Here is a 20,461-nt window from a genome sequence, read left to right on the forward strand (position 1 = left end):
AAACGCCCGGTTACATTCCGAACCCGGAAGCTAAGCCTCACAGCGCCGATGGTACTGCAGGGGGGACCCTGTGGGAGAGTAGGACGCCGCCGAACGATTTTTGGGGAAACCCCCGCACCTTCAGGTGCGGGGGTTTTCTGCGTTATGGCGGCATATTCGGCAGCCCCTGAAGGGACTGCTCCGGGGGAAACCTCAGAGCCGGCCGGCCGCTTTGAGGGCCAGATAGGCGTCCGCGAGCGCCGGCGCCAGTTCATCCGGAGTCGCGTCCACCACCGTCACTCCCTGACGACGGAGTTGCTCCGCAGTGCGCCGACGCTCGTTCTGCGCGCGAGCCGCGGCCGCCGCCTCGTACACGGCTTCGGCATTGCCCCGGGCCTGCGCCATACGGGCGATGTGCGGATCCGCCACCGACGCCACCAGAACCGTATGGCGTTGAGTGAGCTGAGGAAGCACGGGTAGCAGCCCCTGCTCCACCGGGGCCGCGTCCAACGTCGTGAGCAGCACGATCAGGGAACGCCGGGGGGCCGTACGCAAAACGGTCGCGGTGAGTCCCCGCGCATCGGTCTCGACGAGCTCCGGTTCCAGCATGGCCATCGCGTTGACCAGGGAAGGCAGGACATCGCCGGCCGTACGGCCCTGGACCAGGGCGCGTACCCGGCGGTCGTAGGCCAGCAGGGCCACCCGGTCCCCCGCGCGGGAGGAGAGGGCCGCGAGCAGCAGGGCCGCGTCCATCGAGGCGTCGAGCCGTGGGGCATCGCCCACGCGGCCGGCCGAGGTGCGGCCGGTGTCCAGGACCAGCAGAATGTGCCGGTCGCGTTCCGGCCGCCAGGTGCGGACGGCGACGGCGGTCTGCCGGGCCGTGGCGCGCCAGTCGATGGAACGCGTGTCGTCTCCGGGAACGTACTCCCGGAGGCTGTCGAACTCCGTGCCCTCACCTCGGGTCAGGGCGCTGGTACGGCCGTCCAGTTCACGCAATCGGGCGAGTTTCGACGGCAGATGCTTGCGGCTGGTGAAGGGGGGCAGGACTCGCACCGTCCAGGGCACCTTGTGGGCGCCCTGGCGGGTGAACAGACCAAGGGGCCCGTAGGAGCGAACGGTGACACGGTCGGCTTGGCGGTCGCCACGGCGGGTGGGGCGCAGCCTGGTCGTCACGCGCCGTCGCTCGCCCGGGGGCACGGTCAGCCGATGCCTGGAGGCCTCGGTCTCCGTGCCCGGCTGCCATGCGCTCGGCGGCCAGGCGTCCCGGAGCTGGGCGCGCAGGGGCCGGCGGCTGGGATTCGTGACCGTCAGCGTGATGTCCGCGGTGTCCCCGAGCCGGACGGTGGTCTCGCCGGAACGGGACAGCAGCAGGTGGCGTACGGGGGCGGCCAGCGCGTAGTCGCAGGCGCAGGCCAGGGCGACGGAGCCGTTGACCGCGAGGATGCCCGTCCAGCCCGGTTCCAGGATGCCGACGGGGATCGAGCCGAGGGCCGCGAGGAGAGCGGCGCGTCCGGTGACTGCCATCAGCGGGGGACCGGGACGTGGGCGAGGATGGCGTTGATGACCGAGTCCGCGGACACGCCCTCCATTTCGGCCTCCGGACGCAGCTGGACGCGGTGCCGGAGCGTCGGCAGGGCGAGGGCCTTCACGTCATCGGGGATGACGTAGTCGCGGCCGGTCAGCCATGCCCAGGCGCGCGACGTGGCCAGCAGGGCGGTGGCGCCGCGCGGGGAGACGCCCAGGGTGAGCGACGGGGACTCGCGCGTGGCGCGGCAGATGTCCACGACATAGGCGGTGATCTCGGGTGACACGGTCGTCCTTGCGACCGCGGCGCGGGCCGCCGCCAGGTCCGCGGGACCGGCGACCGGCCGTACACCGGCGGCGCGCAGATCGCGCGGGTCGAAGCCCGAGGCATGCCGGGTCAGGACGCCGATCTCGTCCTGGCGGGAGGGCAGGGGAATCGTGAGCTTCAGCAGGAACCGGTCCAGCTGTGCTTCCGGGAGGGGGTAGGTGCCCTCGTACTCCACCGGGTTCTGTGTCGCGGCGACCAGGAACGGCTCGGGGAGCGGGCGCGGGGTGCCGTCCACCGTGACCTGGCGTTCCTCCATGGCCTCCAGCAGCGAGGACTGGGTTTTGGGCGGGGTGCGGTTGATCTCGTCCGCGAGGAGCAGGTGGGTGAAGACCGGGCCGGGCTGGAAGGAGAACTCGGCGGTGCGGGTGTCGTAGACGAGGGAGCCCGTGACGTCGCTCGGCATCAGGTCCGGGGTGAACTGGACGCGTTTGGTATCGAGATCCAGTGCGGATGCGAGGGCGCGGACGAGCAACGTTTTGGCGACCCCGGGGACTCCTTCTAGTAGTACGTGTCCACGGCAGAGGAGGGCGACGACGAGGCCGGTCACGGCGGGGTCCTGGCCGACCACGGCTTTGGCGATCTCGGCGCGCAGGGCTTCCAGCGCGGCGCGGGCGGTGTCCGCGTCCCCGCTCTGCCCGGCGTTGTCGGTGGTCGGGTCCATCATGAACGGCGTACCTCTCTTTCGAGGGCGTCGAGTTGATCGGTGAGTGCGATGAGGGCGGCGTCGTCGCCGGGCGGCGGTCCGAAGAGGAGGGAGTGCAGGGCCTGTCCGTCGCCGGGAAGGCGGGCGGAGAGGGCGGGAAGCAGGGCCTCGGGTGTGTGCGCCTGGGCGGCGGGCACACCGGCGAGCGGGGCGAGGCGAGTGCGGGTCGCGGAGCGCAGGGCGTCGGCCGCGCGGTCACGGGCGTCGGCCTTGAGATAGAGGCGGGCGCGGCCTTCGGTGGTCTCGGAGGCGCGGATCGCGACGGGGAGTTTCTCGGTCACGAGGGGACCGAATCGGCGTGCCCGCCAGAAGGCGGCGAGGACCGCCGCGATGAAGAGCTGCAAGGTGGCCCAGAGCCAGCCCGAGGGGAGCAGGTCGAGGAAGCCCTTCTGGTCGCCGGTTCGGGCGCCGGAGGCGTCGGACAGCGAGGGGAGGTACCAGACCAGATGCGGGCGGGAGCCGAGGAGTTGCAGGGCGAGCGAGGCGTTGCCCTGCTCGTCGAGGTGGTCGTTGTAGAGGATGCCGGGCGCGCCGAGCACGATGGTGTCGCCGCTCCCGGAGGCCGCGGGCAGGCGCAGCAGGGTGGCGAGGCGCTCGCTGGGGTAGCAGGAGTCGGCGTCGAGGTGGGTGGTGGTGTAGCGGACGCCGCCGGTGTCGGCCGGGCCCGCGCGTCGGGCCTCGGGCAGGGCGCACTGCGGGGTGAGCGTGGAGTCGCCGCTGGTGGCGGGGTCCGCGGTGACCCCGGGGGCGAGCCGTTCGATGGACCAGCTGCCGGCCGCGAGCAGGACGGTACGCCCGCCGGAGTCCGCTGTCGCCTTCTGCAGCGCCACCTGTTGACGATGGGTCAGCCGGTCGGGCACGGCGACGAGCAGAGTGGTGTCGGGGCCGGCGGCGGAGCGTGCCGCGTCGAGGGTGGTGACCACGCGTGTGGAGACGCCGCGCTGGGCGAGGAGTTCGGCGACGGCGCGGCTGCCGTAGGGGTCGGCGGAGCGCGGGTCCAGTTCGCCGTGACGGGCTGTGGAGCGCACGGCGGCCATGGCGACGGCCGCGGCCAGGATCAGGACGACGGCGAGCGTGATGCCACGTGTCCGGGTCCACAGCAGGCGGCCGGTGGGCGCGGTGGAGGTGGTGAGGGCCGGCGGGGCCTCGGTGGTCACTCGGCTGCCCCCTGGCGGGTGCTGTGGGCCGTGGTGGTGGCACTGGCGGCGAGGGCCGGCCTGGTGTCCTCCACGTCGCGGTCGAGATCGGCGAGGCGGCGGTACGCGTGCTCGTCGGCACTGCGCCCGCCGTATGTGACGTCATCGAACTCGCGGGCCGCGGCGCGTAGCCGGTCCGCGTGCGCGGGCAGGGCGCGACCGGCCTCGGCGGCGGCTTCGTCTGCGGTGCGACCGGGACGTACGTCGAGCAGGGCGCGTTCCTCCAGAGAGCGGACCATGGCTCGCATGCGTTCCTGGACGGCCTGGTTCCAGTGGCCTTGGACCGCGTGTGCCTCGGCCGCCGCGCGGTGTTCGGCGGCGCTGCGGGGGCGCTCGTCGAACAGCACCGCGGCGGAGGCGGGCCGGCGGCGGGGGGTGCCGAGGCGCCACCAGAGGGCGGCCAGGACGGCGACGACGAACAGGATGACGACGACGAGGCCGACCGCGCCGCCAGGGGTGGCCGACGCGGCCGTGCCGAAGAGTCGGCCGAGCCAGTCCCAGAACGCGTCCAGGGCGCGCTGGAACCAGCTCGGATCGTTCTCGTGGTACATCCGCTTGGACAGCTCACGCCGGGCCGCTTCCCGCGCGGGATCACGCGGGATGGTCACCGGTGGCTCGTCGCCCGAGCCGCCGGCGGCCAGGAGCGCACGGTCCGTCGCGCGTGACAGACGTACGGCCGTGGTGGCACCCGATGGGAGCGCCGCCGTGAGGACTCCCCCCGTCAGGCTCACCGCGTCAGCTCCCGGGGACGCCGGTGCTGTATCCGTGGACGCCGGCGGCGCGGGCCAGCTCCACGTCGAGGGCTTCGCGGCGGATGCGCTGGTCGATGTAGAGGAGCGCGGTGACGCCGGCACTGATCGGGAGGGTGAGCGTGGTGCCGATCACCGAACCGACGGACCGGATGATCAGGAACGCCCAGCCGACGTGCCCGCCGTTGGTGGCGAGGAAGTCGGCCATGCCGTCGCCGCTCGCGGCCGCTCCTATGACGGCGAAGGGGATGGTCACGATCGCGGAGACGATGTTCGCGATCAGGCCGGCGAGCAGCTGGATGCCGAAGACGCGCCACCAGGAGCCCCGTACCAGCTTGGCGGAGCGGCTCATGGACTTCTTGATGCCCTGCCGTTCCAGCATCAGGGCGGGCGCGGCCAGGTAGTAGCGGATGCTCAGCCACACCGCGACGACGATCGCGCCGAGGATGCCCAGGACCATCAGCGCGGCCCCCGCGGCGTCGCTGCCGCTGCCGATCAGGACCAGGAAGCCGGGCAGCGCGCCGACGGCGAGCACACCGAAGACGATCAGACCGAGCAGGAGGAGCAGACCGCACAGCTTGAGCAGCTGCGGGCGGGCCTCGCGCCAGGCTTCGCCGGTGCTGACCGGCTTGCCGAGCACGGCACGGCTGGTGATGGTCGTGAGCAGGGCGGTCGCGACGACGGTGGCGGCCGCCGAGACCACCGTGAGGAGCCCAGTGCCGACCATGGTGTCGCGCAGGCCGCGGAGCACCTCGCCGGGTGTGGCGGTCCGGCTGTCGAGCGACGCGTCGGCGAGGACGTCGTTGAGGACGAAGCCCTGCAGCAGGACCAGGCCGGTCTCGGTCAGCAGGGCGACCGCCAGCGAGATGCCGAGGACCGAGCGCCAGTAGGTGCGCATGGTGGAGACGGCGCCGTCGAGGATCTCACCGACGCCGAGCGGACGCAGCGGGATGACACCGGGCTTGGCCGCGGGTGGCGGTCCGCCCCAGCCGCCGCCCCAGCCCGGGTGACCGCCGTAGCCGACCGGAGGGCCCGCGTATCCGCCGCCATGACCGCCGTAGCCGCCGGGGCCCGGGGCGCCCGGGGGCCGGCCGCCCCAGCCGGGGCCGGGCGGCGGGGGCGGCGGGGTCTGCTGCGGACCGGGAGCGCCGGGGACACCGGTGGGCGCCGGCCACTGGCCGGGTGGCGGCTGTTCCTTGGACCATTCCACGCCCTGGCCCTGCGCGTCCGGGCCGGGCTGCGGCGCGGGGTCGGCGGGGCCGGGGCGGTCGGCGGGCCCGGCGGGGCCGGACGCGCCGGGTTCCCGCCCCTCGGACGACGGGGCGGATCCGGGCGAGGCCCAGCCCGGAGTGTCTGTCATCGAAGCTCCTTCTCGGTGCCCGTCCGCGGTCGCGGCGGCAGGTTGGCAGCCATCGTGCCATGGGCCGGTCATCGGCGGACCGGCCGCAGTGGGGGCTGGACTTCTTCAATTGTCCGCCGGATCGGGGGCAGACTGACGGCATGGCTGATCAGCAGGCGCGAACCGGTGGGGACAAGCGGCCGACCGAGATACCGGCGATCCGATGGGAGGAACCACCAGAGGGTCCCGTACTGGTCCTTCTCGATCAGACGAGGCTCCCGGCCGAAGAGGTCGAGTTGGTGTGCACGGACGCGTCGGCGCTGGTGGAGGCGATCCGTTCGCTCGCCGTGCGCGGGGCACCGCTGCTCGGGATCGCGGGAGCGTACGGCGTCGCGCTCGCCGCCGCGCGTGGCTTCGACGTGCCCGAGGCGGCGCGGGCGCTGGAAGGGGCCAGGCCCACCGCGGTGAACCTGTCCGTCGGGGTGCGCCGGGCCGAAACGGCGTACCAGGCGGCGCTGGCCCGGACCGGTGACCCCACCGCGGGGGCCGTGGCGGCTCTGGCCGCGGCGCGGGCGCTGCACCGGGAGGACGCCGAGGCCAGCGCCCGGATGGCGGCCCACGGGCTGGCGCTGCTGGACGAGCTGCTGCCGGCCGGCGGGCACCGGATCCTCACCCACTGCAACACCGGCTCGCTGGTGTCGGGCGGGGAGGGCACGGCCTTCGCGGTGGCCCTCGCCGCGCACCGGGCGGGCCGGCTGCGGCGGCTGTGGGTGGACGAGACGCGGCCGTTGCTGCAGGGCGCCCGCCTGACGGCGTACGAAGCGGCCCGCAGCGGCATGGCGTACACCTTGCTCACCGACAACGCGGCGGGTTCGCTGTTCGCGGCGGGTGAGGTGGACGCGGTGCTGATCGGGGCGGACCGGATCGCGGCGGACGGTTCGGTGGCGAACAAGGTGGGCAGCTATCCGCTGGCCGTGCTCGCCCGGTACCACCATGTGCCGTTCATCGTGGTGGCCCCGGTGACGACGGTCGACCCGGACACTCCCGACGGGGCGTCCATCGAGGTCGAGCAGCGGCCTGGCTTCGAGGTGACCGAGATCGTGGCACCCCAGGTGTCGGCGGCCGGCGCGGCGGGCGGGATCCCGGTGGCGCCGCTGGGGACACAGGCGTACAACCCGGCGTTCGACGTGACGCCCCCTGAGCTGGTGACGGCCATCGTCACCGAGGAGGGAGCCGTCTCCCCGGTGACCGCCGAATCCCTCGCCGAGGTCTGCGCCCGGTCACGCCGTTCCGCGGATCCCGCATGATCAGCCCCCTCCGGACGGCCGGGGGCAGACAGTGACGGGCCTGTACGACTAGGGTCACCGGCCAGTGACCTCCCTCACCAGCGCGCCTGTCACTGTTACGAGAATGGGATGATGTCGTTTATGAAGGGACGAGTCCTTGTCGTCGACGACGACACCGCACTGGCCGAGATGCTCGGCATCGTGCTGCGTGGTGAAGGTTTTGAGCCGTCTTTCGTAGCCGACGGCGACAAGGCGCTGGCCGCTTTCCGGGAGAGCAAGCCCGATCTGGTGCTGCTCGATCTGATGCTGCCCGGGCGGGACGGTATCGAGGTGTGCCGGCTGATCCGGGCGGAGTCCGGGGTGCCGATCGTGATGCTCACGGCCAAGAGCGACACGGTGGATGTCGTGGTCGGCCTGGAGTCGGGCGCGGACGACTACATCGTCAAGCCGTTCAAGCCCAAGGAGCTGGTGGCCCGGATCCGGGCCAGGCTGCGCAGGTCGGAGGAGCCGGCGCCGGAGCAGCTGACCATCGGTGACCTGGTCATCGACGTCGCCGGGCACTCGGTGAAGCGGGACGGGCAGTCGATAGCGCTGACCCCGCTGGAGTTCGACCTGCTGGTCGCGCTCGCGCGCAAGCCGTGGCAGGTGTTCACCCGTGAGGTGCTGCTGGAGCAGGTGTGGGGTTACCGCCACGCCGCCGACACGCGGCTCGTCAACGTGCACGTCCAGCGGCTGCGTTCCAAGGTCGAGAAGGACCCGGAGCGGCCGGAGATCGTGGTGACCGTCCGTGGCGTCGGTTACAAGGCCGGACCGAGCTGACATGTCCGGGGACAGCGTCGCTCCGGCTTCCGGCGGGCCCGGGAACCGTCCGGGGCGGCCTGTCGGCCGGACCGCGGTGAGTGCGCGCCTCAGGCGTCTGATCGAGGGCGGGCTGCCGGCGGGCGGGGTGCAGGGCAGCCCGGTCCTACGGTTGTTCCTGCGCTGGGTGCGCCGTCCGCTGCTGCCGGTGATGCGGCTGTGGCGGCGCAACATCCAGCTCCGGGTCGTCGCGACGACCCTGGTGATGTCGCTGGGCGTCGTCCTGCTGCTGGGCTTCGTCGTGATCGGGCAGGTCCGCAACGGCCTGCTGGACGCGAAGGTGAAGGCGTCGCAGAGCCAGGCCACGGGTGGGTTCGCGGTGGCCAGGCAGAAGGCCGACGAGGCGGCGAGCGGCGCGGGTGCCGGCGGAGCGGCCGGTGCCGGGGACGGTACGGCGACCGCGGACGGTCGGCAGTCGCAGAACGTCATCCAGTGGATGAGCGACCTCGTGGAGTCGCTGTCCAGCGGTGGCGCGGGCGCCTTCGACGTGGTGACGCTGCCCGTCGGCGACGACAGCGGCGGCGGGCGCAGCCCGCGCGGCTCCGGGAACGTGAACCCGACCTCCAGCGTGCCCGCCGAGCTGCGGGAGCGGGTCAACAGCGGTACGACGGCCGTGCAGAGCAACACGCGGATCGTCTATTTCGGCGGCAAGGAGTCGCAGCCGGGACTGGCCATCGGCAAGCAGGTCAACGACCCCAACGGCCGCGCGTACGAGCTGTACTACCTCTTCCCGCTGACGCAGGAGGAGAAGTCCCTGAGCCTGGTCAAGGGCACCCTGGCCACGGCGGGGCTGTTCGTCGTCGTCCTGCTGGGCGCCATCGCCTGGCTGGTGGTGCGGCAGGTGGTCACCCCGGTGCGGATGGCGGCCGGGATCGCGGAGCGGCTGTCCGCCGGGCGGCTCCAGGAGCGGATGAAGGTCACCGGCGAGGACGACATCGCGCGCCTCGGTGAGGCGTTCAACAAGATGGCGCAGAACCTCCAGGTCAAGATCCAGCAGCTGGAGGACCTGTCGCGGATGCAGCGGCGGTTCGTCTCCGACGTGTCGCACGAGCTGCGCACCCCGCTGACCACGGTCCGGATGGCCGCCGATGTCATCCACGAGGCGCGCGGGGACTTCGACCCGGTGACCGCGAGGTCGGCCGAGTTGCTCGCCGACCAGCTGGACCGGTTCGAGTCGCTGCTCGCGGACCTGCTGGAGATCAGCCGGTTCGACGCCGGCGCCGCCGCGCTGGAGGCCGAGCCGATAGACCTCAGGGAGGTCGTGCGGCGGGTGGTGAGCGGTGCCGAGCCGCTCGCCGAGCGCAAGGGCACGCGCATACGGGTGGTCGGCGACCAGCAGCCCGTGGTCGCCGAGGCGGACGCCCGGCGCGTGGAGCGCGTGCTGCGCAACCTCGTCGTCAACGCCGTGGAACACGGTGAGGGCAAGGACGTCGTCGTCAGGCTGGCCGCCGCGGGCGGTGCGGTGGCCGTGGCCGTACGGGACTACGGCGTCGGTCTGAAGCCCGGCGAGGCGACCCGGGTCTTCAGCCGCTTCTGGCGGGCCGACCCGGCACGCGCGCGTACCACCGGCGGCACCGGCCTCGGCCTGTCGATCGCCCTGGAGGACGCGCGGCTGCACGGCGGCTGGCTGCAGGCATGGGGCGAGCCCGGTGGCGGCTCGCAGTTCCGGCTGACGTTGCCGCGGACCGCGGACGAGCCGCTGCGTGGCTCCCCGATACCGCTGGAGCCGAAGGACTCGCGCCGCAACCGTGGCCTGGACGACGGCGAGCCGCGCGGCGGCGAGGAGAAGCGGGCGACCGTCCCGGTGCAGCAGGCCGGCGCGCAGGCTCCCGCGTTGCCACCGCGCGCGCCGCGGCTGGCCACCGCCACGCCGGCCGCCGACCCGACCGCGCTGCCGGGCAAGGGCAACGGCGCGCGCGTGGTGCCCCGGCCCACCGGTGGCGTACGGAGTCCCGGTGACGGGACCGCAGCGCGCCCGGCGCCGCCGGCGGGCCCGGCCCGGCCGGACGGAGCGCCGCAGGACTCGACGGAGCCAGGGGAGGCATTTCGTGGTCGCTGACCGCGTGGGGGGCGCACGGCGGCGGCCGGGGCGCGCGGTGGTGTGCGCCGCGTTGGGTGCCGTACTGCTGGCCGGGTGCGCCTCGATGCCCGACAGCGGGGATCTGCGGGACGTGGAGTCCACGCCGCGGCAGGACACCGGGGTGCGGGTCTTCGCCATGCCGCCGGCCGACGGTGCCGGTCCGGGCGAGATCATGCAGGGCTTCCTGGAGGCGCTGACCAGTGACGACCCGGAGTACGACACGGCGCGCAAGTACCTGTCGGCCGAGGCGGCCGGCCGCTGGCGGCCGGAGCGGTCGACCACCGTCCTGGCGAACGGGCCGAGCATCGAGACCGACTGCAGCCCGGGCGGCCGGGAGGAGACCAACAGCGTCACCTGTGTGCTGACCGGCACCCGGGTCGCCACGGTCGACGCGCAGCAGGCCTACCAGCCGGCCGGCGGTTCCTACCGCAAGAAACTGCACCTGACGAAGAACCCCAAGAGCGGGCAGTGGCGCATCGACGGGCTGCCCGACGGCGTCGTCATGGGCAAGTCGGACTTCCAGCGCAACTACACGTCCGTCGACAAGTACTACTTCGCCTCCGACTCGGCGGTCGGCGCGGGCGGGCAGCCGGTGGCGGTCGCCGATCCGGTGTTCGTGCGGGGCAAGGTGGACCCGATGACGCAACTGGTCGGGTCGCTGCTGAAGGGGCCGACCGCCTGGCTCGGCCCGGTGGTCAGGTCGAGCTTCCCCACCGGTACGAGGCTGGGGAAGGGCGTGACCGGGCTGGCGCCGGACGACCAGAACAGGCTGACCGTGCCGCTCAACCTCAAGGCGTCCCAGGTGGCGCCGCGCAAGTGCACCGAGATGGCCACGCAGGTGCTGTTCACCCTGCGGAACCTGGCGCCGACGCTGGAATCCGTCGAGCTGCGCGGGGAGGGCGACAGCCGGCTGTGCGAACTGACCGGGAAGCGCGCCGAGTCCGTCGCCTGGCACGGGTCGTCCAAGCGTCCCGAGTACGTGTACTTCATCGACGGCAGGCACCGGGCGGTGCGGATGCCGACCGGCAGCACCGGCACGGGCTCCGTGCCGGTGCCGGGTCCGCTGGGCGAGGGCGGCAAGGAACTGCGGTCGGTGGCCGTGTCGCGGGACGAGCACACCGCGGCCGGGGTCACCGACGAGGGCAGGTCGCTGTACGTGACCTCGCTGGCGTCGGGCGGCTCGTTCGGTCAACCGCTGGTGACCAGCGACGGCACCGGCCCCGGGGAACGGCTGACCACGCCGAGCTGGGACGCGCACGGTGACCTGTGGGTGGCCGACCGCGACCACCGCCGGCCCGCCCTGTACGTCGTGGAGCAGGGCGAGAAGGAGGCGGTGCGCGTCGCCGTCCCCGGGCTTCCGGGACAGATCACGGACGCGCGGGTGGCCGCCGACGGGGCACGGATCGCGCTGGTCGTGGCCAAGGACGGCAAGCAGTCCCTGCTCATCGGCCGGATCCAGCACGACGACGGCACCGGGCAGGGCATCTCGGTGGACGGGCTGCGCTCCGCGACACCGGACCTGGAGCAGGTCAGCGCCATCTCGTGGGCCGGGGACAGCCGGCTGCTCGTCGTCGGCCAGGAACAGGGAGGCGTGCAGCAGATGCGGTACGTCCAGGCCGACGGTTCCACGCTGGACGGACCCGCTCCGGGCTCGCCCGCCAGTGTCAAGGCGATCGCCGCCTCAGAGGACGAGGGGGTGCCGCTGGTGGCCTACTCGGAGGACGGGATCGTCCGGCTGCCGTCGGGGGCGCAGTGGCAGAAGGTGGACAAGGACGGTTCGGCGCCGGTCTATCCGGGCTGAAACCCGCTCGGACCTGCGGTTTCCGGGTTGTCCACAGGCGGTTTTCCACAGGGGTGGCGGGCCGGCGGCGGCGCGGGCACAGTGGTGGTCATGCGGGGGTGGTGGCAGGACCTCACCGACCTGGTGCTGCCGGCCGACTGCGCGGGCTGCGGGGCACCACGTACGGCGTTGTGCCGGCGGTGCCGGGCCGCGCTGGACCACGGCGTGCCGCGGCGGGCGCGACCGGTGCCGGCGCCGGCCGGGCTGCCGGTGGTGCACGCGGTGGCTCCCTACGCGGCGGAGGTGCGCACGCTGCTGCTGGCCCACAAGGAGCGGGGCGCGCTGGCTCTGGCCGCGGTGCTGGGCGCGGCGCTGGCCCGGGCCGTGCTGGCGGGCCAGGGCGCGGGGCCTGGTGCGGGTGGCGAGGCTACGGGCGGCCTCGGCAGGGCCGGCCGTGGCGTGGGCGGCCGTGGGGCGGAGGACCTCGGCGGGCGTGGCCTCCCGGCGCACGGCTTCGGCGCACCCGGCATCGAGGCGGGCGGTGTCGGTGACGGGGGTCCAGGTGGCGGCTGGGGTGCCGGAGGGGCGGGTCCGGGTCCGGGCCGCGGTGCTGCCGGTGGCGTGAGCGCGGACGCCGGTGCCGGGCCGGCGGGGCATTCCTGGCGGGAACCCCTGCTGCTGGTGCCGGTGCCCTCGGCGCGGTGGGCCGTGCGGGCGCGTGGGCACGATCCGGTGCGGCGGATGGCGCTCGCGGCGGCGCGGGAACTGCGGCGCACCGGGACGCCGGCCCGGGTGGCGGCCGTGCTGCGGCAACGGCGGGCCGTCGCCGACCAGGCGGGGCTGGACGCGGCGCGGCGCCTGGCGAACCTCGCCGGGGCGCTGGAGGTGGCCTCGGGCGGCGACCGGCTGCTCGGCGCCGGACGGCGCGTCGTGCTCGTCGACGACCTGATGACGACGGGCGCCAGCCTCGCCGAGGCGGCCCGAGCCCTGCGGGAGTCGGCGGCAGCCCGCGCCAATGGCGGAAGGGCCGTGTATCGCGCCCTAACTCGGGAAGGTAGGGAGGAACGACGGATCGGAGTACGGCCAGGGAGGACGGAGTCGGTGCGCAGTGCATCGGAAAAGGCGGCGGCGAGTGCCCTCGGGCGGATGCTGAGTGCCGCTGTGATCGCCGCTCCCGCCGATTCTCTGGAAATACCCAGGAACTGATCCTCGACGTGCATCGTTGCAGGTAGTGAGAGCCTCAATTCATCTGAACGGAGGTGCGACGGCAGAGAGGGTGACGCCATCGCTCCGGGCGAGATATGTTCGGTTGTGAGGAAAGGCGCAGGCCACACGCCTCGCAAATCCGAATGCCGTGTGCGGATTTTCCGTAATCACCCGCGCCGGTGAGGTGGAGACCTCGCCCATGGGGGAGGAGGAGGTGGAAGTCACCGAGTCCGAGGTCCGGTGATCACCGGATCTGGTGCGAAAGGGAGACGCTCCGCCGGTACAGCGGAGCGATCCGGGAACGGAGTTCTGCGTGGACATCGTCGTCAAGGGCCGCAAGACCGAGGTGCCCGAGCGGTTCCGCAAACACGTGGCCGAGAAGCTGAAGCTGGAGAAGATCCAGAGGCTCGATGCCAAGGTGATCAGCCTCGACGTCGAGGTGTCCAAGGAGCCCAACCCCAGGCAGGCCGACCGCTGTGACCGAGTGGAGATCACGCTCCGCTCCCGTGGCCCGGTCATCCGGGCGGAGGCGGCGGCCAGCGATCCGTACGCCGCACTCGACCTGGCGGCGGAGAAGCTGGACGCGCGGCTGCGCAAGCAGCATGACAAGCGGTTCTCACGCCGCGGTGCGCGCCGGATCTCGGCGGCGGAGGTCCCCGACCACGTCCCGGACGCGGCGACGCTGAACAGCAACGGCCAGCCCGTCCTGGAGGAGGAGTCCGACGGGGTCCCGACCAAGAAGATCGGCTCCCTGGAGGTCAAGGGTGAAGGCCCCCTCGTCGTCCGCGAGAAGACCCACGTCGCCGCCCCGATGAGCCTCGACCAGGCCCTCTACGAGATGGAACTGGTCGGCCACGACTTCTACTTGTTCGTCGACTCAGAGACGAAGGAACCGAGCGTCGTCTACCGGCGGCACGCCTACGACTACGGCGTCATCCATCTCAGCACGGACCCGATGGTCGCCGAGGCGCAGACCCCCACGGCCGGGGGCACGCTGGGCGGCTGACCCACCCGGCTGAAGCTGAGCCGGTGCCCCTGGAGCGAGCGTGCGCCCCCAGGGGCACCGGCGTGCGACCACTTCGCGCCCCGCACGTCACCTCGGTGCCGTCCGGGCATGAAATCATGGCCGCACCGGCCCAACCGGTGGGCCGTTGCCTTGGGTTGGCGATGGCACAGGACCACAGGCCACAGCCTTCAGGGGGAGGAACGATGGCGGACACCTTCGGACCGATGCGGGACGGGGACGCCGACGACGGTGTCATCGGCAGGGACCCCGGCGCGGACGCGCCGCGCAAGGAGCCGATCAGAGTCCTGGTCGTGGACGACCACGCCCTCTTCCGGCGCGGCCTGGAGATCGTGCTCGCGGCCGAGGAGGACATCCAGGTGGTCGGCGAGGCGGGCGACGGTGCCGAGGCCGTCGACAAGGCCGCCGACCTGCTGCCCGACATCGTCCTGATGGATGTCCGCATGCCCAAGCGAGGCGGGATCGAGGCCTGCACCTCCATCAAGGAGGTGGCTCCCAGCGCGAAGATCATCATGCTGACGATCAGCGACGAGGAGGCCGACCTCTACGACGCGATCAAGGCGGGCGCGACCGGATACCTCCTCAAGGAGATCTCCACCGACGAGGTGGCCACCGCCATTCGGGCGGTGGCCGACGGGCAGTCGCAGATCAGCCCGTCGATGGCGTCCAAACTCCTCACCGAGTTCAAGTCGATGATCCAGCGCACCGACGAGCGCCGGCTGGTGCCCGCGCCCCGGCTCACCGACCGGGAGCTGGAGGTCCTCAAGCTCGTCGCCACGGGCATGAACAACCGGGACATCGCCAAGGAACTGTTCATCTCCGAGAACACCGTGAAGAACCACGTCCGCAACATCCTGGAGAAGCTCCAGCTGCACTCCAGGATGGAGGCCGTGGTCTACGCGATGCGGGAGAAGATCCTGGAGATCCGCTAGCGCCTATCCGAGGAGCCCGGCGAGCTCCCTGGTGAGCGGCTCGCGCAGCTCCGGCGGGTCCGTGCGCTCGACGCGGACGTCGGTGCAGTCGACCCACGACGCCGCCTCGGTCAGGGCCCGGGCCACCGCCGTCACCGCCTTCGAGCCGTCCAGGGTGACCTGCCTGGCCACCAGCGTGCGGCCCTGGCGCGCCGGGTCGACCCGTCCGACCAGCCGGCCGCCGGCCAGCACCGGCATCGCGAAGTACCCGTGCACCCGCTTGGGCTTGGGGACGTACGCCTCCAGCCGGTGGGTGAAGCCGAAGATCCGCTCCGTGCGCGCCCGTTCCCAGATCAGGGAGTCGAAGGGGGAGAGCAGCGTGGTGCGGTGCCGGCCGCGCGGCGGTGCCGCCAGCGCCGCCGGGTCGGCCCAGGCCGGCCTGGACCAGCCCTCCACCTCCACCGGCACCAGACCCGAGTCCGCGATCACCGAGTCGACCTGTTCGCCCTTGAGCCGGTGGTAGTCGGCGATGTCCGCGCGCGTGCCCACGCCGAGCGCCTCGCCCGCCAGCCGCACCAGACGCCGCAGGCACTCGGCGTCGTCCAGCCCGTCGTGCAGCAGCGCGGCCGGGACCGCGCGTTCGGCCAGGTCGTACACCCGCTTCCAGCCGCGCCGCTCCACGCACACCACCTCGCCGTACATCAGCGCCCGCTCCACGGCGACCTTGGTGCCCGACCAGTCCCACCAGTCGTTCGTCCTCTTCGCGCCGCCCAGCTCCGTGGCGGTCAGCGGGCCCTCCGCGCGCAGCTGCTTGATCACCTGGTCGTAGGCGCCGTCGGGGAGTTGGTGGTGCCAGTGCGGGCGGTCGCGGTAGGCGCGGCGGCGGAAGGCGAAGTGCGGCCACTCCTCGATGGGCAGCAGGCAGGCGGCGTGCGACCAGTACTCGAAGGCGTGCGTGTCCGTCCAGTACGCGGCCTCCACCGTCCCCCGGCCGACCGCGCCCAGCCGGGCGTACGGCACCAGTTCATGGGAACGGGCCAGGACCGAGATCGTGTCGAGCTGGACCGCGCCGAGCCGGCGCAGCACCCCGCGGACCCCCGCGCGCCGGTCCGGCGCGCCGAGCAGGCCCTGGGCCCGCAGGACCATCCGGCGGGCTTCGTCGGCGGTGAGTGTGGTGGTGGGACGCGGAAGGGTCGTCATGCACCCGGACGATAGAGGGTGGTACCGACAGTCCGCGACGACCAGCACGTTCGCCTCTCAGCGGGCCTCAGGAGGCGCCGGCAGGTACGGGGCGGTGGACGGCAGGCCGAGGTCCGAGGGGAGCAGCGAGCCGACCCAGCAGTCCCGCCGCACGCCCTTGTTGGCGACGGCGGAGCGCAGGACGCCCTCGAGGGTGAAGCCCGCCCGTTCGGCCACCGCGCGGGAGGCGTGGTTGCCGACCTCGGCCCGCCACTCGACCCGGTCCACGCCCTTCTCGGTGAAGGCCCAGCGGCAGGCGGCGAGCGTGGCCTCGACGACGTAGCCCCGGCCGCGGTGCTCCCTGGCCGCCCAGAAACCGATCTCGGCCGTGCCCGGCGAGCGCGTCGTCAGGGCGAGCATGCCGGCCAGCTCTCCGCCGACGGTGAACACGCCGAAGGTGAACATCGAGCCCTGCGCCCAGCCGTCGGGGACGATCTGCTCGGTGAAGCCGGTCGCGTGCTCGGGCAGATAGGGCGAGGGAACCGTCGTCCAGCGCTGGATGCCGGGGTCCTGCGCGGCGGCGTACACCGCGTCGGTGTCCTCGGGGCCGACCGGGCGCAGAACGAGACGGTCCGTGGTGAGCGTGACGTGTTCCATCGCCCGATTCTGCGCGGCACACCCGGCCGGGGCCACGGATTTCCGCGCTGCGTGAGCGCGTGATCACAATTCGCGCAATTCCTCGTGCCGGAGCGGCACCATCCCGATGCTCCGTCCGTTGTCCTGGATGAAGCAGCAGTCGGGTCGCCAGGCCTCCCGGCGCGGCCGGGTCCTCGCATACGATGGCCGTTGCTCAGTAGTCAGAAGGAAAACCGACCGTCCCAGGCCCGACCGGCAAGGAGACCAGCCCCCGTGTCCGTCCTCTCGAAGATCATGCGTGCAGGCGAAGGCAAGATCCTGCGCAAGCTGCACCGCATCGCGGACCAGGTCAACTCCATCGAAGAGGACTTCGTCGACCTCTCCGACGCCGAGCTGCGCGCCCTCACCGATGAGTACAAGCAGCGGTACGCCGACGGTGAGAGCCTGGACGACCTGCTCCCCGAGGCGTTCGCCACGGTCCGCGAGGCCGCCAAGCGCGTCCTCGGCCAGCGTCACTACGACGTGCAGATGATGGGCGGTGCCGCGCTCCACCTCGGTTATGTGGCCGAGATGAAGACCGGTGAGGGCAAGACCCTCGTCGGTACCCTGCCCGCCTATCTGAACGCCCTGTCCGGCGACGGCGTCCACATCGTCACCGTCAACGACTACCTGGCCGAGCGCGACTCCGAGATGATGGGCCGCGTCCACAAGTTCCTGGGCCTCGAGGTCGGCTGCATCCTCGCCAGCATGACCCCGGCCCAGCGTCGCGAGCAGTACGCGTGCGACATCACCTACGGCACGAACAACGAGTTCGGCTTCGACTACCTGCGCGACAACATGGCGTGGTCGAAGGACGAGCTGGTGCAGCGCGGCCACAACTTCGCCATCGTGGACGAGGTCGACTCCATCCTCATCGACGAGGCCCGTACGCCGCTGATCATCTCCGGGCCGGCCGACCAGGCCACCAAGTGGTACGGCGACTTCGCCAAGCTGGTCACCCGCCTCAAGCGCGGCGAGGCCGGCAACCCCCTCAAGGGCGTCGAGGAGACCGGCGACTACGACGTCGACGAGAAGAAGCGCACGGTCGCCATCCACGAGTCCGGTGTCAGCAAGGTCGAGGACTGGCTGGGCATCGACAACCTCTACGAGTCGGTGAACACCCCGCTCGTGGGTTACCTGAACAACGCCATCAAGGCCAAGGAACTGTTCAAGCGCGACAAGGACTACGTCGTCATCGACGGCGAGGTCATGATCGTGGACGAGCACACCGGCCGTATCCTCGCCGGCCGCCGTTACAACGAGGGCATGCACCAGGCCATCGAGGCGAAGGAAGGCGTGGAGATCAAGGACGAGAACCAGACGCTCGCCACGATCACCCTGCAGAACTTCTTCCGCCTCTACAACAAGCTCTCCGGCATGACCGGTACGGCGATGACCGAGGCCGCCGAGTTCCACCAGATCTACAAGCTCGGCGTGGTCCCGATCCCGACCAACCGGCCGATGGTCCGCAAGGACCAGTCCGACCTGATCTACCGCACCGAGGTGGCCAAGTTCGAGGCGGTCGTGGACGACATCGCCGAGAAGCACGAGAAGGGCCAGCCGATCCTCGTCGGCACGACCTCCGTCGAGAAGTCGGAGTACCTCTCGCAGCAGCTCAGCAAGCGCGGCATCCAGCACGAGGTGCTGAACGCCAAGCACCACGAGCGCGAGGCGCAGATCGTCGCCCAGGCGGGCCGCAAGGGCGCGGTGACGGTGGCCACCAACATGGCCGGCCGCGGTACGGACATCAAGCTCGGCGGCAACCCCGAGGACCTCGCCGAGGCGGAGCTGCGCCAGCGCGGCCTCGACCCCGAGGAGCACATCGAGGAGTGGGCCGCGGCCCTGCCCGCCGCCCTGGAGAAGGCCGAGCAGGCCGTCAAGGCGGAGAAGGAGGAGGTGGAGGCGCTCGGCGGTCTCTACGTCCTCGGTACCGAGCGGCACGAGTCGCGGCGCATCGACAACCAGCTGCGCGGCCGTTCCGGCCGTCAGGGCGACCCGGGCGAGTCCCGCTTCTACCTCTCGCTGGGCGACGACCTGATGCGCCTGTTCAAGGCCCAGATGGTCGAGCGCGTGATGTCCATGGCCAACGTGCCGGACGACGTGCCGATCGAGAACAAGATGGTCACCCGGGCGATCGCGTCCGCGCAGGCACAGGTCGAGACGCAGAACTTCGAGACCCGTAAGAACGTCCTGAAGTACGACGAGGTGCTCAACCGGCAGCGCGAGGTCATCTACGGCGAGCGCCGCCGCGTCCTGGAGGGCGAGGACCTGCACGAGCAGATCCGGCACTTCATGGACGACACGATCGAGGCGTACGTCACCGCGGAGACCTCCGAGGGCTTCCCCGAGGACTGGGACCTGGACCGGCTGTGGGGCGCGTTCCGGCAGCTCTACCCGGTGAAGGTCACCATCGAGGAGCTGGAGGAGGCGGCCGGCGACCGGGCCGGCCTGACCGCCGAGTTCATCACCGAGTCCATCAAGGAGGACATCCACGAGCAGTACGAGGCCCGCGAGGCGCAGCTCGGCTCCGAGATCATGCGTGAGCTGGAGCGCCGGGTCGTGCTGTCGGTCCTCGACCGCAAGTGGCGCGAGCACCTCTACGAGATGGACTACCTCCAGGAGGGCATCGGCCTGCGCGCCATGGCGCAGAAGGACCCGCTGGTCGAGTACCAGCGTGAGGGCTTCGACATGTTCACCGCGATGATGGACGGCATCAAGGAGGAGTCCGTCGGCTACCTGTTCAACCTGGAGGTCCAGGTCGAGCAGCAGGTCGAGGAGGTCCCGGTCGAGGCGCAGGTCCAGCCGGCCGGCGAGGGCGCGCAGGACACCGTGCCGGCGCAGGCGACCGCGCGTCCCGAGATCCGCGCGAAGGGCCTGGACGTCCCGCAGCGCCGCGAACTGCACTTCTCCGCGCCGACCGTGGACGGCGAGGGCGGCATCGTCGAGCGGGACCTCGAGGACGAGGAGCCGGTGCGGTCGGAGTCGGACGGGCTGACCCGGGCCGAGCGGCGACGGCAGGCCAAGGGCGGCCGGCGCCGTAAGAAGTAACGCCGCAAGCGGCGGGCACGCCATCGGCGCCTGAGAAGGCGGGTGTTCCGTGAGGGCCGGGTCTCCGTCGGGGGATCCGGCCCTCGGCGTGGTTCCGGGGCGCGTCGGGGGGATCACGGGGCCTGCTTCCACCGCCGTGGGGTGCCTGGGGTCTGAGAAGGCGGGTGTTCCGTGAGGGCCGGGTTTCCGTCGGGGGATCCGGTCCTTCGGGCGTTGTTCCGGGGCGCGTCGGGGGGATCACGGGGCCTGCTTCCACCGCCGTGTGGTGCCTGGGGTCTGAGGAGGCGGGTGTTCCGTGAGGGCCGGGTTTCCGTCGGGGGATCCGGCCCTCGGCGTTGTTCCGGGGCGCGTCGGGGGATCACGCGGGGCCTGCCTCCTCGGCCGTGCGGCGTCGGTGGAGGTCGTGGCTCTGTGTTGAACAACAGGAGGGGGGAGTCATGCCGGGCCCGAAGGCCGGTGGCCCCATTGCGGAGCCATGCGGAGCCATGCGGAGCCACGAAGAAGACATCCGATGGGGTTAGTAGGTCAAGCCGCGATGCTTAGTTCGAGCTTGGGCGCCGTGGGGAAGGCGGTGGTTTCGCTGTAGGGCGTGCCGT

General features: G+C 72.0%; 15 protein-coding genes and 1 rRNA gene. 9 read left to right on the top strand and 7 right to left on the bottom strand.

Annotation, left to right across the window (positions count from 1 at the left end):
- Nucleotides 1–95 (top strand): 5S ribosomal RNA (rrf, locus tag AB0E62_RS38670); the annotation flags it as partial.
- A gap of 97 nt (nucleotides 96–192) precedes the next feature.
- Here rrf and AB0E62_RS38675 read toward each other — a convergent pair.
- The 5 genes from AB0E62_RS38675 to AB0E62_RS38695 form a co-directional block, all read right to left on the bottom strand.
- Complete coding sequence (locus AB0E62_RS38675; RefSeq protein ID WP_362205388.1) at nucleotides 193–1,503, bottom strand: DUF58 domain-containing protein; 1,311 nt, start codon at nucleotides 1,501–1,503, stop codon at nucleotides 193–195.
- Nucleotides 1,503–2,492: a MoxR family ATPase gene (locus AB0E62_RS38680; protein WP_362205426.1), complete on the bottom strand. Its 990-nt coding sequence runs from the start codon at nucleotides 2,490–2,492 to the stop codon at nucleotides 1,503–1,505. The genes AB0E62_RS38675 and AB0E62_RS38680 overlap by 1 nt, the downstream gene beginning before the upstream one ends.
- Nucleotides 2,492–3,691: a DUF4350 domain-containing protein gene (locus AB0E62_RS38685; protein ID WP_362205391.1), complete on the bottom strand. Its 1,200-nt coding sequence runs from the start codon at nucleotides 3,689–3,691 to the stop codon at nucleotides 2,492–2,494. Before AB0E62_RS38685 ends, AB0E62_RS38680 begins: the two co-directional genes overlap by 1 nt.
- Complete coding sequence (locus AB0E62_RS38690; protein ID WP_362205394.1) at nucleotides 3,688–4,338, bottom strand: DUF4129 domain-containing protein; 651 nt, start codon at nucleotides 4,336–4,338, stop codon at nucleotides 3,688–3,690. Before AB0E62_RS38690 ends, AB0E62_RS38685 begins: the two co-directional genes overlap by 4 nt.
- 127 nt (nucleotides 4,339–4,465) lie before the next feature.
- Nucleotides 4,466–5,839, bottom strand: a complete 1,374-nt coding sequence (locus AB0E62_RS38695) for a glycerophosphoryl diester phosphodiesterase membrane domain-containing protein (RefSeq protein ID WP_362205397.1) — start codon at nucleotides 5,837–5,839, stop codon at nucleotides 4,466–4,468.
- 140 nt (nucleotides 5,840–5,979) lie between these two features.
- On the opposite strand from AB0E62_RS38695, the gene mtnA reads away from it, so the two are divergent.
- The 7 genes from mtnA (at nucleotide 5,980) to AB0E62_RS38730 (ending at nucleotide 14,984) form a co-directional block, all read left to right on the top strand.
- Nucleotides 5,980–7,125, top strand: a complete 1,146-nt coding sequence (gene mtnA, locus AB0E62_RS38700) for an S-methyl-5-thioribose-1-phosphate isomerase (RefSeq protein WP_362205400.1) — start codon at nucleotides 5,980–5,982, stop codon at nucleotides 7,123–7,125.
- A 108-nt stretch (nucleotides 7,126–7,233) separates the two neighbouring features.
- On the top strand, nucleotides 7,234–7,923 hold the full coding sequence (mtrA, locus tag AB0E62_RS38705; protein WP_187279108.1) for a two-component system response regulator MtrA: 690 nt from the start codon (nucleotides 7,234–7,236) through the stop codon (nucleotides 7,921–7,923).
- Nucleotide 7,924: 1 nt separating this feature from the next.
- Entirely contained in the window at nucleotides 7,925–10,021 is a 2,097-nt protein-coding gene (mtrB, locus tag AB0E62_RS38710) for an MtrAB system histidine kinase MtrB (RefSeq protein ID WP_362205402.1), read from the top strand.
- Nucleotides 10,011–11,843, top strand: a complete 1,833-nt coding sequence (locus AB0E62_RS38715; protein WP_362205405.1) for an LpqB family beta-propeller domain-containing protein — start codon at nucleotides 10,011–10,013, stop codon at nucleotides 11,841–11,843. The genes mtrB and AB0E62_RS38715 overlap by 11 nt, the downstream gene beginning before the upstream one ends.
- Before the next feature lie 90 nt (nucleotides 11,844–11,933).
- Nucleotides 11,934–13,028: a ComF family protein gene (locus AB0E62_RS38720; RefSeq protein ID WP_362205408.1), complete on the top strand. Its 1,095-nt coding sequence runs from the start codon at nucleotides 11,934–11,936 to the stop codon at nucleotides 13,026–13,028.
- Between the two features lie 313 nt (nucleotides 13,029–13,341).
- Entirely contained in the window at nucleotides 13,342–14,034 is a 693-nt protein-coding gene (gene raiA / locus AB0E62_RS38725; RefSeq protein ID WP_362205411.1) for a ribosome-associated translation inhibitor RaiA, read from the top strand.
- A 203-nt stretch (nucleotides 14,035–14,237) separates the two neighbouring features.
- A complete protein-coding gene (locus AB0E62_RS38730) occupies nucleotides 14,238–14,984 on the top strand; it encodes a response regulator transcription factor (RefSeq protein WP_362205413.1) in 747 nt (248 codons plus the stop codon).
- Nucleotides 14,985–14,987: 3 nt separating this feature from the next.
- Here AB0E62_RS38730 and AB0E62_RS38735 read toward each other — a convergent pair whose 3' ends face one another.
- Together AB0E62_RS38735 and AB0E62_RS38740 are read right to left on the bottom strand one after the other, a co-directional pair.
- A complete protein-coding gene (locus AB0E62_RS38735) occupies nucleotides 14,988–16,163 on the bottom strand; it encodes a crosslink repair DNA glycosylase YcaQ family protein (protein WP_362205416.1) in 1,176 nt (391 codons plus the stop codon).
- 57 nt (nucleotides 16,164–16,220) lie between these two features.
- A complete protein-coding gene (locus AB0E62_RS38740; protein WP_362205419.1) occupies nucleotides 16,221–16,799 on the bottom strand; it encodes a GNAT family protein in 579 nt (192 codons plus the stop codon).
- A 252-nt stretch (nucleotides 16,800–17,051) separates the two neighbouring features.
- Between AB0E62_RS38740 and secA the strand changes: the two genes are divergently transcribed.
- The gene (gene secA / locus AB0E62_RS38745) at nucleotides 17,052–19,865 is read left to right on the top strand and encodes a preprotein translocase subunit SecA (protein ID WP_362205422.1); all 2,814 of its coding nucleotides are present in this window, start codon (nucleotides 17,052–17,054) and stop codon (nucleotides 19,863–19,865) included.
- Nucleotides 19,866–20,461 lie beyond the last annotated feature (596 nt).

Source organism: Streptomyces sp. NPDC038707 (genome assembly GCF_040636485.1).
In the GTDB taxonomy this organism is placed as follows: domain Bacteria; phylum Actinomycetota; class Actinomycetes; order Streptomycetales; family Streptomycetaceae; genus Streptomyces.